This is a genomic window from Natronorubrum texcoconense (assembly GCF_900100335.1).
Classification (GTDB): domain Archaea; phylum Halobacteriota; class Halobacteria; order Halobacteriales; family Natrialbaceae; genus Natronorubrum; species Natronorubrum texcoconense.
In genome coordinates this window covers 349453-362398 of record NZ_FNFE01000004.1, presented here as the reverse complement: position 1 = coordinate 362398, position 12946 = coordinate 349453, and the positions used below count along the sequence as shown (strand labels likewise).

At 64.4% G+C, this 12946-nt stretch carries 11 protein-coding genes and 2 tRNA genes; 4 read left to right on the top strand and 9 right to left on the bottom strand.

Going from position 1 to position 12946, the window contains the following annotated elements:
* Nucleotides 1–11: 11 nt before the first annotated feature.
* The 4 genes from BLT08_RS14505 to BLT08_RS14490 all read right to left on the bottom strand — a co-directional run bounded on the left by BLT08_RS14505 (nt 12) and on the right by BLT08_RS14490 (nt 5168).
* Nucleotides 12–1544 (bottom strand): ABC transporter substrate-binding protein, encoded by a 1533-nt coding sequence (locus BLT08_RS14505; RefSeq protein ID WP_090308864.1) that lies wholly within the window; start codon nt 1542–1544, stop codon nt 12–14.
* A 326-nt stretch (nt 1545–1870) separates the two neighbouring features.
* Entirely contained in the window at nt 1871–2464 is a 594-nt protein-coding gene (locus BLT08_RS14500) for a MogA/MoaB family molybdenum cofactor biosynthesis protein (protein WP_090308861.1), read from the bottom strand.
* Between the two features lie 82 nt (nt 2465–2546).
* Nucleotides 2547–3962 carry a CobW family GTP-binding protein gene (locus BLT08_RS14495; RefSeq protein ID WP_090308858.1) on the bottom strand — a complete coding sequence of 472 codons (1416 nt, stop codon included), beginning with the start codon at nt 3960–3962 and terminating at the stop codon, nt 2547–2549.
* Entirely contained in the window at nt 3963–5168 is a 1206-nt protein-coding gene (locus tag BLT08_RS14490; protein WP_090308854.1) for a GTP-binding protein, read from the bottom strand.
* Between the two features lie 109 nt (nt 5169–5277).
* Between BLT08_RS14490 and BLT08_RS14485 the strand changes: the two genes are divergently transcribed.
* The gene (locus BLT08_RS14485; RefSeq protein WP_090308851.1) at nt 5278–5700 is read left to right on the top strand and encodes a CopG family ribbon-helix-helix protein; all 423 of its coding nucleotides are present in this window, start codon (nt 5278–5280) and stop codon (nt 5698–5700) included.
* Between the two features lie 13 nt (nt 5701–5713).
* Here BLT08_RS14485 and BLT08_RS14480 read toward each other — a convergent pair whose 3' ends face one another.
* Both BLT08_RS14480 and BLT08_RS14475 read right to left on the bottom strand, forming a co-directional pair.
* Nucleotides 5714–6178 (bottom strand): group I intron-associated PD-(D/E)XK endonuclease, encoded by a 465-nt coding sequence (locus BLT08_RS14480; RefSeq protein WP_090309181.1) that lies wholly within the window; start codon nt 6176–6178, stop codon nt 5714–5716.
* A gap of 542 nt (nt 6179–6720) precedes the next feature.
* A tRNA-Asn gene (locus BLT08_RS14475) sits at nt 6721–6826 on the bottom strand.
* Between the two features lie 95 nt (nt 6827–6921).
* On the opposite strand from BLT08_RS14475, the gene cca reads away from it, so the two are divergent.
* The gene (gene cca / locus BLT08_RS14470; protein WP_090308848.1) at nt 6922–8343 is read left to right on the top strand and encodes a CCA tRNA nucleotidyltransferase; all 1422 of its coding nucleotides are present in this window, start codon (nt 6922–6924) and stop codon (nt 8341–8343) included.
* A gap of 57 nt (nt 8344–8400) precedes the next feature.
* Nucleotides 8401–9015: a hypothetical protein gene (locus BLT08_RS14465; protein WP_090308845.1), complete on the top strand. Its 615-nt coding sequence runs from the start codon at nt 8401–8403 to the stop codon at nt 9013–9015.
* A 148-nt stretch (nt 9016–9163) separates the two neighbouring features.
* Here the strand turns inward: BLT08_RS14465 and BLT08_RS14460 are convergent, their stop codons facing one another.
* The 3 genes from BLT08_RS14460 to BLT08_RS14450 form a co-directional block, all read right to left on the bottom strand.
* Complete coding sequence (locus BLT08_RS14460; protein WP_090308841.1) at nt 9164–10192, bottom strand: histone deacetylase family protein; 1029 nt, start codon at nt 10190–10192, stop codon at nt 9164–9166.
* A 1-nt stretch (nt 10193) separates the two neighbouring features.
* A complete protein-coding gene (locus BLT08_RS14455; protein WP_090308838.1) occupies nt 10194–10625 on the bottom strand; it encodes a histone in 432 nt (143 codons plus the stop codon).
* Between the two features lie 66 nt (nt 10626–10691).
* Complete coding sequence (locus BLT08_RS14450; protein WP_090308834.1) at nt 10692–12149, bottom strand: single-stranded DNA binding protein; 1458 nt, start codon at nt 12147–12149, stop codon at nt 10692–10694.
* Nucleotides 12150–12448: 299 nt separating this feature from the next.
* Between BLT08_RS14450 and BLT08_RS14445 the strand changes: the two genes are divergently transcribed.
* A tRNA-Arg gene (locus tag BLT08_RS14445) sits at nt 12449–12521 on the top strand.
* Nucleotides 12522–12946 lie beyond the last annotated feature (425 nt).

Sequence of the window (12946 nt, the reverse complement as noted above, 5' to 3'; positions counted from 1 at the left end):
CCGAACCACGGTCAGCCCTCGTACTCGAGGTGGGCATAGTCGGTCATCGGATTGATCGGGTGGAGATCGGGAAGCGAAACCGCCTCTCGGTGGGCGAGCACGTACTCGACGTAGTACAGCGGCAGGGCGACGGCCTCCTCGACGACTCGCCGCTGAACCTCGCCGTAGGCCTCGCGTTTGTCCTCGAGGGACTCGGCGAAATACCCCTCCTCGATGAGCGCGTCGACCTCGGCGCCGAGGTTCATCACGCCGGTTCCCTCCGACTCGTAGCGCTGCTCGTTGTCGCTGCCTTCCGAGTGGAACATCGCGCGGATGAGGTAATCGGCCGCGGCGCTGTTCGAGCCGAGCGTGACGATCGAGACGTGCGCGTCGCCGTCGGTGAACGTCTCGTAGAACGCGGCCGATTCGACGCTGCGGATCTCGCTGTCGACGCCGATCTCCTCGAACTGGTACTGGAGTCGCTCGGCGACGTTTCGATCGTCCGGCTCGCTGCCGTCGATCAGGATCGTCAGCGTCTCGCCGTCGTAACTCGAGTCGGCGACGAGGTCGCGCGCCCGGTCGTGGTCCGGCCCGAACGCGGGCAGGTCGTCGTGGCTCGACCACGGAATCTCGGGTGAGATCGGCCCGCGGGCCGGATCGCCGACACCCTCGAGGATGGTCTCGACGAGCTGTTCCTGATCGATCGCGTACGCGAGTGCCTGCCGGAGGGTCGCGTCGTCCGTCGGTTCTTTGTAGATGTTGACCCCGCCGAAACAGGTTCGGGGCGTCCGCTGGCTCGCGGTGGCCGTCTCCGCACTCGAATCGAGTCCGGAGACGGTGTTTCGCGGCGGATCGATCGCGACCTGTACGTCGTCGCCCTCGAGGGCGGTCACGCGCGTCGTCGCGTCGGAGACGACCTCGAACGAAAGTCGTTCGACGGAGGGCACGGTATCCCAGTGATCCTCGTATGGAGCGAGCGTGACGTCGTCCCCGTTTCGCTCCTCGAGTTGAAACGGCCCGGTACCGATCGCGACGTCGTCGTCCGCCTCGGTGTCGGGATGGACGACGCCGAAGTAGTTGTGCGAGATCGTTCCCGGCAGCGACGGAAACGGTTCGATCGTCTCGAACTCGACGGTGGTGTCGTCGATCGCGGAGACGCCATCGGGTTCGACGTTGATCCAGCCGGTAGCGCTACGGTCGTCGATGATTGCTTGGAAGGAGTCGACGACGGTGTCGGCGGTAAGCGCCGCCTCGTTGTGGAAGGTGACGTCCTCGCGCAGGTCGAATCGCCAGGTGTACTCGTCCTCGCGCATCCAGTCGGTCGCGAGAAGCGGCTCCGGTTCCATCTCGTGGTTCGTCCCGACGAGCGGTTCGAACACGCCGGTGAAGTAGGGGATGACGCCACCGTAGACGTCCCACTCGCCGTCCTGGGAGGATTGGGGGCGAGCGACCGTTACCGACTCACCGTCGCCCGATGGGTCGGAATCACCGAGACAGCCTGCGAACGTCGCGACACCGACTCCGATACCACCGAGAACGGCCCGTCGCGTGTGGCGTCCAGTCATGTGTTACTAAATCTTAACTCTATTTTAATATAGTTTGCTAATCTAGCATCGTCTTCTGATAAATAGTCTAGCCCGGCCGAGCGGGACCGCTGCATAGACTGGGGCCATACACCGGAGGCAGTATCGGATGGAGGGGGTGCTGACGCAGCCATCACGTCGTGTCTCTCGTCTGAAGGCAAATATAGTTGTCTAAATGAAACTGAGCTTTATTTCCAACGGCTGTATCGATGACCGCTGTGCGGGCGGCCGGAGATGACACTGGCTACTCGAGCAGCGCACAGTGCCGAAAACGAAATTAGTCGAGCCGTCGCGAACGGGGAGTCCGCTTACTCCTCGTCCTGGTAGGCCGACAGCGATTGATCGGTTCCGCCCTGTCGGTGGCGCGTCGCGAGGCCCGCCAGATGCGGCGCTTCGGGGACGATCAGTTGCTCACAGGCCGTCCGGCAGGCGTTCGTGCTCCCGGGGAGACAGAACACCGGCGTGTCGACGGCGATTCCGGCCGTCGCGCGCGAGGCCATCGCGCGGGTACCGACCTCGTCCCACGAGAGCGACCGAAAGAGTTCGCCGAAACCGGGGAGTTCGCGTTCGAACAGCGACGCCGTCGCCTCGGGCGAAACATCGTCTGCGGTGACCCCCGTTCCGCCAGTCGTGAGCACGATGTCGATATCCCGACGGGCGACCAGTCCGCGCACCGCCGTCCGGATCGACGAGTAGTCGTCCCGGACTAACAGCCGTTCTTGCACCTCGTGGCCCTCGGTCTCGAAACACTCCTGAATCGTATCGCCACCCGGATCGTCGGGATCCGGTTCGTCGGCCTGCGCGCGCGAACTCGAGACCGTGACGATCCCCACGTAGAGCGGATCGATGATATCGTGGCCGTGATCGTCGGTGCTCCGGCGGTCGTCGGTGTCGGTCGTCATAGGACGATATCCTCGCCGGAGGGCGATAATAGCTCCCCTCCCGGGAGCTGCCGACTCGAGCGACCGGGATCGAAGACTCGGCTCACGAGTCCGACCCTCCGTGCGATACCGTCACCGTCTCGCTCATCCCCGTCGGTGCGGGATTCTCGAAGGCCGACCAGTCGGACTCCATCTCCTCGTCAGTCAACAAACAGTCGTCGAGTCTGGACTGGAGGTCCTCCATCGCGATATTTCGGCCGATGAGTGCGAGTCGCGTCTCGCGGTCGCCCCACTCCTCGTCCCACGCGAGGTCGGGCTGGCCGCGTCGGTACTGCGCCTGTCGCTCCTCGGAGAAGCTGGCGATCCAGCGGCCGGTGACCTCGAGACTGGTCTCCGACCCGGCGTAGCTCGCCGTGATCGCCTGCTTCTCGCGGCCGGCGATCCAGCACAATCCCTTGGCGCGCACGAGGGTGTCCGGAAGATCGGCGAGGAAGGCCGCGAGGCGCTCGGGGTGGAACGGCCGTCGTCGATGGTAGGTATCGACCTCGATGCCGTACCGCTCGGGGGGATGGACGTGATCGTGAGCTCCATCGCCATGACCGTGTGACTCGTCGTGGCCCGGGTCGTGATCGTCGCCGTGACTGTGATCGTGCTCGTCGTGGCCCGGTTCGTGCTCGTCGTGGCCCGGTTCGTGCTCGTCGTGACTGTGACCGTGCCCGTCACCATCGTGGCCGTGAGCCGAGTCGTCCACATCGTGTTCGTGCGCATCGTCTCCGTCACCATCGGCAGCGTCGGTCTCGATCGCCTGCTTCCAGCCCGCCGAATCGGCCGCCGTCTCGAGATCGAATCGCTCGCTGTCGAGCAGCGCCTCGGGCTCGAGCGCGCCGTACTCGGTCGTGACGATCTCGGCGCGGGGCTGGAGCGTCTCGAGCAGGGCGACGACCCGCTCGCGTTCGTCGTCGTTCACGAGGTCGCACTTGTTCACGACGAGCAGGTCGCAGAACTCGACTTGCTCGAGCAGCAGATCCCCCAGGGGGCGACTCCCCGTCTCGTCGGGACCCTGCGGCTCCGGAATCGGTGGATCGTTTCGCTCGTCCGAATCGTCTCCCACGAACCGGTCGTAGAACCGCCGCGCGTCGACGACGGTGACGACCGCGTCCAGATCGTACGGACCGCCGGCTGGCCCGCGGACGAACTGGCGCGCGATCGGTTCGGGTTCGCCGACGCCCGAGGCCTCGACGACGAGGTAGTCGAACTCGTGTTCCTTCCAGAGCTGGATCACCGACCGGGAGAGTTCGCCGCCGAGGCTACAGCAGATACAGCCGTTCTCGAGGGCGAGCACCTCCTCGCCGGTCGTCAGATCGGTTCGAGCCTCCACGAGGTCGGCGTCGACGTTGACCGCGCCGACGTCGTTGACCAGGACGGCGATCTCTCGGTCGGTCGATTCGAGCAGGCCGGACAACAGCGTCGTCTTGCCCGCGCCGAGTTCGCCACAGAGTACGGTGACGGGAACGCTCATTTACTCGTTCGCGAGCGCGAGTTCACGTTGCTCTTCCGGTTCGAACGGATCGGCGTAGCGCTCCCAGTCGTCGTCCATCTCGGCGTCGGTCAGCACGCAGTCGTCGAGGCGGGCGATCAGGTCCTCGTCCTCGAACTCGCGGCCGATGAAGACGAGCCGCGTCATGCGGTCGCCCCACTGATCGTCCCAGTCGTCTTTCAGTCCCGGTCGCGCAGCGAAATACTGCTCGCGCTGTGCCTGGGGGAGCGTCGCGAGCCACTGCCCCGACGGGCCGGCGCGGACCGACGTCCCGGCCTTGTCGATCCCCATCGCGACGTCCTCGCGGCCTGCACTCCAGAAGAAGCCCTTCGCGCGGATGAGTTCGTCCGGCAGCTCCGTGAGCAGGGCCGCGACCCGCTCGGGATGGAACGGTCGATCTCGCTGGTAGACGAAGGAAGTAACGCCGTGTTCCTCCTGTGGGTCGTGGTGGTGATCGTGTTTGAGTTCGTGCTTCCAACCCGCAGACGCCTGTGCGCGCTCGAAGTCGAACTGGCCGGTGCCGAGAATTGCGTCGGGCTCGACGTTCCCGAACTCCGTTCGAACGATGTCAGCCCGTGGCTGAAGTCGCTCTAAGACGGCCTCGATCTCGTCTAGCGAGTCGTCGGGAGCGAGATCGCACTTGTTCAGCAGGAGGACGTCACAGAACTCGATCTGGTCCAGCAGGACTTCTTCCGGCACGCGGCCGGACTCGCCCTGGAGTTGCTGGTCCGTCAGCGCGGTCCCGGTGTCGAACGACTCCCAGATGCTGTGGGCGTTGACGACGGTGACCATCGTATCCAGTTCGTAGGTGTCCGTCGGATCGAAGTCGGCGTCCTCGAACCCCATCGCGAACGTCTGGGCGACCGGAATCGGCTCCGAGATGCCCGAGGATTCGACCAGCAGGTAGTCGAAGTCGCGACGGTCGGCCAGTCGCCCGACTTCGTCCAGCATGTCGCCGCGCAGGCGACAGCAGATACAGCCGTTGGACAGCTCGATGATCTCCTCGTCGCCGCCCAGGTCGGTCTGCTGGGTGACGTGCTCGGCGTCGACGTTCACGTCGCCCATGTCGTTGACGACGACGGCCACCTCGAGACCGTGGTCTGCGGTCAGCACGTGGTTGAGGACGGTCGTCTTGCCCGCACCGAGCGGGCCGCTGAGAACGGTTACGGGAATACGGTTGCTACTCATAGATCAGTTGTGAATGGGAACCCAACCCTTGTTAATGTTAGTTATTACGTAAGCGCCCACCACCTCATAACAAATTCTATTATCTTAGATCTCAACGTTCATACTATCAATGCCCGTCGTCAGCGTCTCGATGCCCGCCGAACTGATCGACCGACTCGATGCACACGCCACCGAACACGACTACACCGGCCGCAGCGAAGTCGTCCGCGAGAGTGCACGGTCGTTACTCACCGAGTTCGACGACGAGCGGCTCGCAGAGGAGTCCCTCGCCGGCGTCGTCACCGTGTTCTACGATTTCGGCACCCAGTGCGTCGAGCGTCGCGTGACGGAACTGCGCCACGAACACGACGCAGACATCGCCGCCAACGACCATAGCCACGTCGCGGACTACTGCGTCGATTGCTTCGTTCTCGAGAGCGATCTCGAGTCGATTTCGACGTTCGTGGGCAAGCTCCGAGCGATCGAAGACGTCGAGACCGTCGACTACTCGCTGGTTCCGCTCGAGTCCATCGGGCAGTTGCAGGACGCCTGATTCGAAGCGCGTCTCAGGGTCGGCGCAGGTCCTCGAGTCGCTCGTCGAACAGGTACTCCTCGGCCCAATTGAGTCCGTCTCGCTGGCCATTTTTCGGCGCCCGAAATCGGATCTCCATCGTCCCGCTCGCGGCGTCCGAGACGGGGATCAGATATCGGTTGTCGTTTATCGGATCGTACACGGCGAAGTACTCCGCACGGCCGTCCGCTCCCCGGCGGTCGTACCGCTCCCGTCGCTGGCGGGTACAGACCGTCTCGAACGCGACGGTTCCCGCAGTCTTCCGGTACGCCGTCTTGCACTGAATGCGGTGGAATCGACCACCGACTTCGACGACCAGATCGTAGGGCTCGTCGTCGGCGGCCGGCACGAGCACCGGAACGTCGCACACGGCGAACGCCGCCCGAACGATCGCTTCGGTGGCCTGGCCGCGCTTTTGTGGCTCCTCGAGGTTCTCGTATCGCGTGCTTCGGTCGAGCATGCACGGTTTCGCCGCGCTATTCGGTATAAACCATCGCACAGACACTCGAAAATCCACGTGCGGTGGCGCGCGCCGGAGCGCGTCGAGCGTGAAGTGAGACGCGGTCCGAAGCCGTGCGAGGTCGTCGCGAGTAATACGAGCGACTGCGTGGAAGACGCGAAGCGTCTTCCTGTGGATGAGCGAGTGAATAGAATGACGAGCGAATCGGCTGGGGAGGCGGTGGAACTCACCGTTGCCACGTGAGCAGAACGGTCGCGATAGCATCCCCCACTAGCAACATGGACGGCTGGCGGCTCTGACTCACCGTGTGAGCGAACCGCTCACTGAAGAAACGCCGAAGCTAAGACTCGAACAGGTGCGAGATGGTCCTGCTCGCTCACTCCGTTCGCTGCGCGGTCGGCGGCGCGAAGCGCCGACTGCTCGAGGAATATCCGATCCCTCGCTCGCTGCGACTCGCGTGTTCGAGTCCGTCTTGTTCCGCTGTTTCTCTCACCGGATTCGCTTGGAGTCACGACTCCTCGCGAGTAATGTCCGAAAAACAGCGCCAAAGCCAGGACTCGAACCTGGGACAACCTCGTATCTGCGGCGACCAGCGAAACGCTGTGTCACCGTAACAGCGAGGTGCTCTACCAACTGAGCTACTTCGGCTCATTTCCAAATAGTCGGGTGTGTTTGATAGGGCTTTCGTTTTGCTTGCTCCGTGTTCGACACCCTTTCACGCACCGCTCGAGTACCATCCCCCAATGAGCGAGGAGGACGCTGCGAGCGACGACCCCGACCCGACCAGCGACGACGGCTTCGAGTCGGTCGTCGCCACCATCCACGAGCGAATCGAACCCGACGCGGACGAACGAGACCGCCTCCGTGCGGTCGCCGACCGACTCGTCGCGCGGGCCGAAGCCGCCGCGACCGATCGCTGTCCCGACGCCGACGTCATCCAAGTCGGCTCGACCGCCAGAAACACCTGGATCAGCGGCGACCGCGACATCGACATCTTCGTGCGCTTCCCGCCGGATCTCGAGCGCGAACGCCTCGAGCGATACGGCCTCGAGGTCGGCCACGCGACCCTCCCCGACGGCCACGAGGAGTACGCCGAACACCCCTACGTCAAGGGGACCGTCGAGGGGTTCGATATCGACGTCGTCCCCTGCTTTCGCCTCGAGTCGGCCACGGAAATCCGCTCGGCCGTCGACCGCACGCCGTTTCACACGGAGTACCTCGAGGCCCGCCTCGACGACGATCTCGCCGCCGACGTTCGCCTCACCAAGCAGTTCCTGAAGGGGATCGGTGCCTACGGCAGCGACCTCCGAACGCGGGGCTTCAGCGGCTACCTGACCGAACTGCTCGTCGTCGGGTACGGCGGCTTCCGCGCCCTGCTCGAAGCCGCGGCGAACTGGCACCCGCAGGTCGAACTCGACCCCGAAGACCACGGGCGAGCGCGCGACGCCGGCAGTACCGACCGCCCGTTCGACGACCCGCTCGTCGTCATCGATCCGACCGACCCGGAGCGAAACGTCGCCGCCGTCTGCGCACCCGAAAACGTCGCGCGCCTCCAGCACTACGCCCGCTCGTTCCTCGAGAACCCCCGAACCGAGGTCTTCGAACCCACAACGCTGGAGCCGCTGAGCGAGTCCGAGCTTCACGCACACCTCGATCGCCGCGGCACGACGCCTGTCGCCGTCCGATTCGAGGCGCCGGATCTCGTCGAGGATCAGCTCTACCCGCAGCTACAGAAATCCGTCGACGGCATCGCGACCGGACTCGACGACCGCGGGTTCGACGTCTTCCGCGCGACGACGATGGCCGACGACACCGCGGTGATTTTCGTCGAACTCGCCGTCAGCGAACGTCCCGCGGTCGAAGCCCACCGCGGCCCGCCGATCCACGTCCGCAGCCACGCCGAGGGGTTCTACGACGCCTACGCGGACGATCCCGAGGCGTACGGCCCGTTCATCGCCGGCGACCGCTACGTCACCGAGCGTCCGCGTGAGTTCACTACTGCTCGCGAGTTCCTCGAGAGCGACCGCCTCTTCGACGTCGGACTGGGCGCTCACGTCGAAACGGCGCTCGCGGACGAGTACGAGGTCCTCGTGGGCGATGAGATCACGGCGCTGTGCGGGGAGTTCGGTCGAGAACTGCGGCGATACTTCGAGCCGCGTCCGTGAATCGAACCGGCCACCCAAAGCTTATCACGGCCTGTTATCGAGACATATGTGACATAAATGAGAGATGGCGCTCGAGTAGGAATCGGGCTGCTAGGGATCGGGGTAGGATTCGTCGCCCTGTCGCCGATTGCCGAAGCGTATAGTAGGACTGCCCATCCCGGGATGCTCGGAAGCGTGTTCGTACTGACGGTAGCTAACGTCGGAATCGTCTATTCCATCTTTGGCGTCGTCCTCACGGCCTGGAACCGACTATCTCGATCAACGCGACTACCGTACGGTATCGCCGTCCTCACGGCGGTCGTTGCTATCGCGGCCGTTACCGTCGTCGAGATAGCCAGCACGACGGGCATGAGCGAGGGAGTTCAGGCGACAATGGAGGATGCGACGGTAGGAGTCCCGCTCGTCATCAGTTGCTGCGTCGCCTGGGTGCTCCCGAGTATCGCTCCCGTTCGAGACATCCCGACCCGCCGTCGACGACTTCTCGCAATCGCGGGACCGGCTATCTTCCTGATAACGCCGCTCGCAATCGTGCTAACTGACGGTACCGCGTCTGCGGTTGGGATCGATACCGTCGTGCCAGTATGGATTTTCGCGGCCAGCGGTGTTCTCGCTTTCGCGGGAATGTACGTACTTCCTGCGTACATCGTTCGAAAGGCGCTCACAGCCGCGTAGCGCCGCCGCTATCGCCATATCGGTTCTGGACCGTATGCGTAGCCACGACGGTCGGCACGCGACAGCCTTCACCGCGCGTCGAGAACTCGAGCGACGAAGTCGAGGAGTGAGTCGGCGTCGTATACGGACAGGAGGGCCCGAAACGCCATCAGCTGCCGAAATCCAGATCCAGTCCGTGCGCATCGGCGACGTCGGCCAACGCCGACTCGGCCTTCTCGTCGAACTCCGAGTCGGGCTCGATCGGCTCTCGTCCATCGAACGTCTCGTGGACGATGGCGACGCTGTCGGCGAGCACGTCGAGTCCGTAGCCGCCCTCGAGGATGAACGCGAGCGCGGCGTCGGTCTCGTCGGCGAGCGTTCGGAACCGATCGGTCATCAGGGCGTACGCCTCCGTCGACAGCCGAATCCGCGAGATCGGATCGTGCCGGTGGGCGTCGAAACCCGCACTGATCAACAGCAGATCTGGGTTGTAGTCCGTCAGCGACGCCATAATTGGGCCCTCGACCGCGGCGAGGTACTCGCCGTCGTCCGTCCCGGCAGGCATCGGGATGTTCATCGTCGTTCCGGCACCGTCGCCCTCGCCGGTCTCGTCGATTGCGCCGGTCCCGGGATACAGCCCCTTCTCGTGAATTGAGACGAAGAACACGTCGTCGCGGTCGTAAAATATGTCCTGCGTGCCGTTGCCGTGGTGGACGTCCCAGTCAACGATTGCGACCCGGTCGACGTCGTACTCCTCGGAATCCAGCGCGTACTGGGCCGCGACCGCGGCGTTGTTGACGAAGCAAAACCCCATCGCGTCGTCGTAGACGGCGTGGTGGCCCGGCGGCCGGCCGATCGAAAACGGCGTCTTCCGCCCGGCCGCGCCCTCGAGTGCGGCCTCAGCAGCCCAGCAGGCGAGTCCGGAGCTGTGACAGACCGCGTCCCAACTCTCCTCGACGGCCGTCGTATCGGGATCCCAGTTACCGCCGCCGTCGGCACAGAACTCCTCGACGGACTCGATGTACTCTCGTTCGTGGACGGCGGCCATTCGATCGATGTCGCAGGGCTTGGCCTCGACGTACTCGACGCCGTGTTTCTTCTTCAGTCGCTCTCGGATCGCTCGTAGCCGGTCCGGCGACTCGGGGTGGCGCGAACCGGGATCGTGTGCGAGACAGGTCTCGCTGTAGCCGAATTGCATCTCACTCGAACAGCGAGAAGTACGTCTCGATGTCGTCCTCGGTGATGGTTCGTCGGTCGGCGTGGTGGGCGAGGGTTGCGGACGCCCGAGCGACGTTGTCCGCGTAGTCCTCGAGAATATCGGCGAGGGCGACGCGAGCGTCCATCGAGACGCGATAGCGATCGTCGATATCCAGCCTGGCGATGCGATCGACGGGAGCGACAGGGAGCTCGAGATCGTCCTTGTCGACGACCCGTTCGACGCCGAAATCCTCGGCCATCAGCGTCTTGCGCCCGTCCTCGGTCGCGTGCTCGGCGGCGTCGATCGCGAGCTCGCTCCCGTGTTCTTGGATCCGCGTTGCGAGTTCCTTCGACGCGTCGGCACTCACCCGAAGTTCGCCCGCGTTCCGCCGGATTATCGTGTCCACCGGGGCGAACGGGAGTTCGACGTTCATACCATGATAGGCGAAGCTAACTCCCTTAACGCTTTTCCTAGCCGCTCGATGAGGTTGCTCGCGGCGTCAGAACACGTCGTTTGCCTCGAGGCGACCGTCGCGGACGACCCCTCGGGCGGTTACCTCCTCGCCGAGACCCACGTCGACGTCGGTCGAGACGCTCATCGTCGACTCGCCGTCGTCCAGTACGACCGGATCGCCGGCCTGGACGACGACCCCGGTGAACTCGAGTTCCTCGCCGTCGGTCGGGTCGTCCGACTCGGTGGCTGCGTCGCTCGAGTCGTCTGCATCGGTGTCGGCCGCCTCTGGATCATCGGCTGCATCGTCATCGCCATCGTCGCCACCGGCGAACGCCGACAACCCGGCATTCGCGTCGCTCGAGTCTCCCGACTCGTTGCCCCCGCCTCCACTACCGGCCGAGTCGGACTCGAGCACCGTGATCGTCGACTGCCAGCCAGCGGAGGCCTCGAGATCGTCCTGCCAGCCGTCCTGGATCTCCACGTCGCCGAGGGCGACCTCGTCGCCCGGACCGATGTCGATGTCGGCCTTCTCGCCCCACATCGCCACGCGAATGTCGCCGGTCGCGTCCTGCACGCGGATGTTTCGAACCTGGCCCTCGGAGCCGTCGTCGCGGTCGAACGTGCGCTTCGGATCCGCCGAGCGGACGACGCCCGCGATGTCGACCATCTGGTCGATCTCGAGGTCCTCGATCGGCGTGCTCTCGGGGACGTACTCGACTTCCTCGTCGACCTCCTCGACGGCACCGCGGTTGCCGACGTGGAGTTCGAGCGTGCCGTCGCGATCCTTGACGTACCCGTCGATCACCTCGACCGTCGTGCCGGGGTCGATTGCCGTCGCGGTGTCGGCCTGCTCGTCCCATAGCGTCACGCGCACGCGACCGGTCGAGTCGCCGAGGACGAGGTTCGAGACCTTCCCCTCGGAGCCGTCGTCGCGGTCGAACGTGCGGACGCTATCGGTGTCGAGCACGAGCCCGACGAGATTGACGTTCGAGAGCCCGAGCGAGAGCGCCTCGACGGTGTGCGTATCGGCGACCTGCACGTCGACCTCCGCGTCCGGATCGGGCTGGACGTCATCGACACTGATTTCGACACCGGAGAAGCCCTCCTTCGGGCGGCCCTTGACGCGCAGCACCTGGCCCTCCTCGAGTTCCTCGATCGCCGCTTCGGCGTGCTGGTCCCAGAAAGCGGCTCGTACGGAGCCGGTCTCGTCCGCAACCTCCACGTTGACGACGCGACCGTCCTCGTCCTCGCCGTCGCGTTCGAAGGTTCGCACCTCGCCGATGCTGGTGACCTTGGCGATGAACTTCACGTCTTCCATGCCGGGTTCGATGTCGGCGATCCCGCCGACCTCGCTCTCGCCGATCTCGTGAGCGACGAGCATCGCCGCCGTCTCCTCGTCCGCGAGACCCCCCATCTGCTCGACTTTCGCCTCGACGGCCTCGCGAAACTTCTCGAGAGAAACGTCGGCCTCGAGGTCTTCGTACACGCCCTCGATGTCGCTCATTCTAGGTTCGTGCATGCGTAGGTCGCGCATAAGCGTTGTTCATTCGGCGTCGTCGACCGGGGTTCCGACTGGGGCCGGATCGATCCAGTGGCGTTCGATCCGTCCTCTCGAACCGGCCTATCCTCGCGTCCGAGCGCATACCCCTGCTGGTCCCGTCTTAGTATATAAAATCGCGGCTCGAGGGAGCGTCTCCGAGGTCGATCGTGGGAGACGCAGCCACGCACGAATCCGCCAGTCGGCGGCCGTCTGCCGGTCTCTTTCGAAAGGGCTTTAGTGTACACGGGGTTACGAAGAGATGAGTCCTGGTAGGGTAGTGGACTATCCTCTTGGCTTGCGGAGCCAGGGACCGGAGTTCAAATCTCCGTCAGGACGCTCACTTATCGCGAGTTCTTCACGTTGTTCAGCACTCGCTCTTGCGTTCGGTCCTGACGTGCCTTACGCTCACTTCGTTCGCGTAAGACTCCGTCAGGACGTTTTCACCGACGCAACAACGCCGAGCGCAACGAGGCGTTCGAATCGGTGGAAACTCATACGCGGAGGTTTGAGCAGGGAAGTCGCAGCACGACCGAAGGGAGCGACCGTCTTCCCGCGTTCAAATCTCCGGACGACGCATGCGTCGTCCGTGCTCTCTGCTCACTCCGTTCGCAGAGAACTCCGTTAGGACGCTCACTTATCGCGGACGCTTCGCATTGCTCAGCGTCCGCTCCTGTATTCGGTCCTGACGTGCCCAACGCTCGCTACCGCTCGCGTTGGACTCCGTCAGGACGCTTTTAGCCAGTCTACTGACGACGCTGCTC

Bases quoted from the DNA above. Each gene is read 5' to 3' on its own strand.
- BLT08_RS14505 (WP_090308864.1), bottom strand. From the start codon at position 1,544: ATGACTGGACGCCACACGCGACGGGCCGTTCTCGGTGGTATCGGAGTC.
- BLT08_RS14500 (WP_090308861.1), bottom strand. From the start codon at position 2,464: ATGACGACCGACACCGACGACCGCCGGAGCACCGACGATCACGGCCAC.
- BLT08_RS14495 (WP_090308858.1), bottom strand. From the start codon at position 3,962: ATGAGCGTTCCCGTCACCGTACTCTGTGGCGAACTCGGCGCGGGCAAG.
- BLT08_RS14490 (WP_090308854.1), bottom strand. From the start codon at position 5,168: ATGAGTAGCAACCGTATTCCCGTAACCGTTCTCAGCGGCCCGCTCGGT.
- BLT08_RS14485 (WP_090308851.1), top strand. From the start codon at position 5,278: ATGCCCGTCGTCAGCGTCTCGATGCCCGCCGAACTGATCGACCGACTC.
- BLT08_RS14480 (WP_090309181.1), bottom strand. From the start codon at position 6,178: ATGCTCGACCGAAGCACGCGATACGAGAACCTCGAGGAGCCACAAAAG.
- cca (WP_090308848.1), top strand. From the start codon at position 6,922: ATGAGCGAGGAGGACGCTGCGAGCGACGACCCCGACCCGACCAGCGAC.
- BLT08_RS14465 (WP_090308845.1), top strand. From the start codon at position 8,401: ATGAGAGATGGCGCTCGAGTAGGAATCGGGCTGCTAGGGATCGGGGTA.
- BLT08_RS14460 (WP_090308841.1), bottom strand. From the start codon at position 10,192: ATGCAATTCGGCTACAGCGAGACCTGTCTCGCACACGATCCCGGTTCG.
- BLT08_RS14455 (WP_090308838.1), bottom strand. From the start codon at position 10,625: ATGAACGTCGAACTCCCGTTCGCCCCGGTGGACACGATAATCCGGCGG.
- BLT08_RS14450 (WP_090308834.1), bottom strand. From the start codon at position 12,149: ATGAGCGACATCGAGGGCGTGTACGAAGACCTCGAGGCCGACGTTTCT.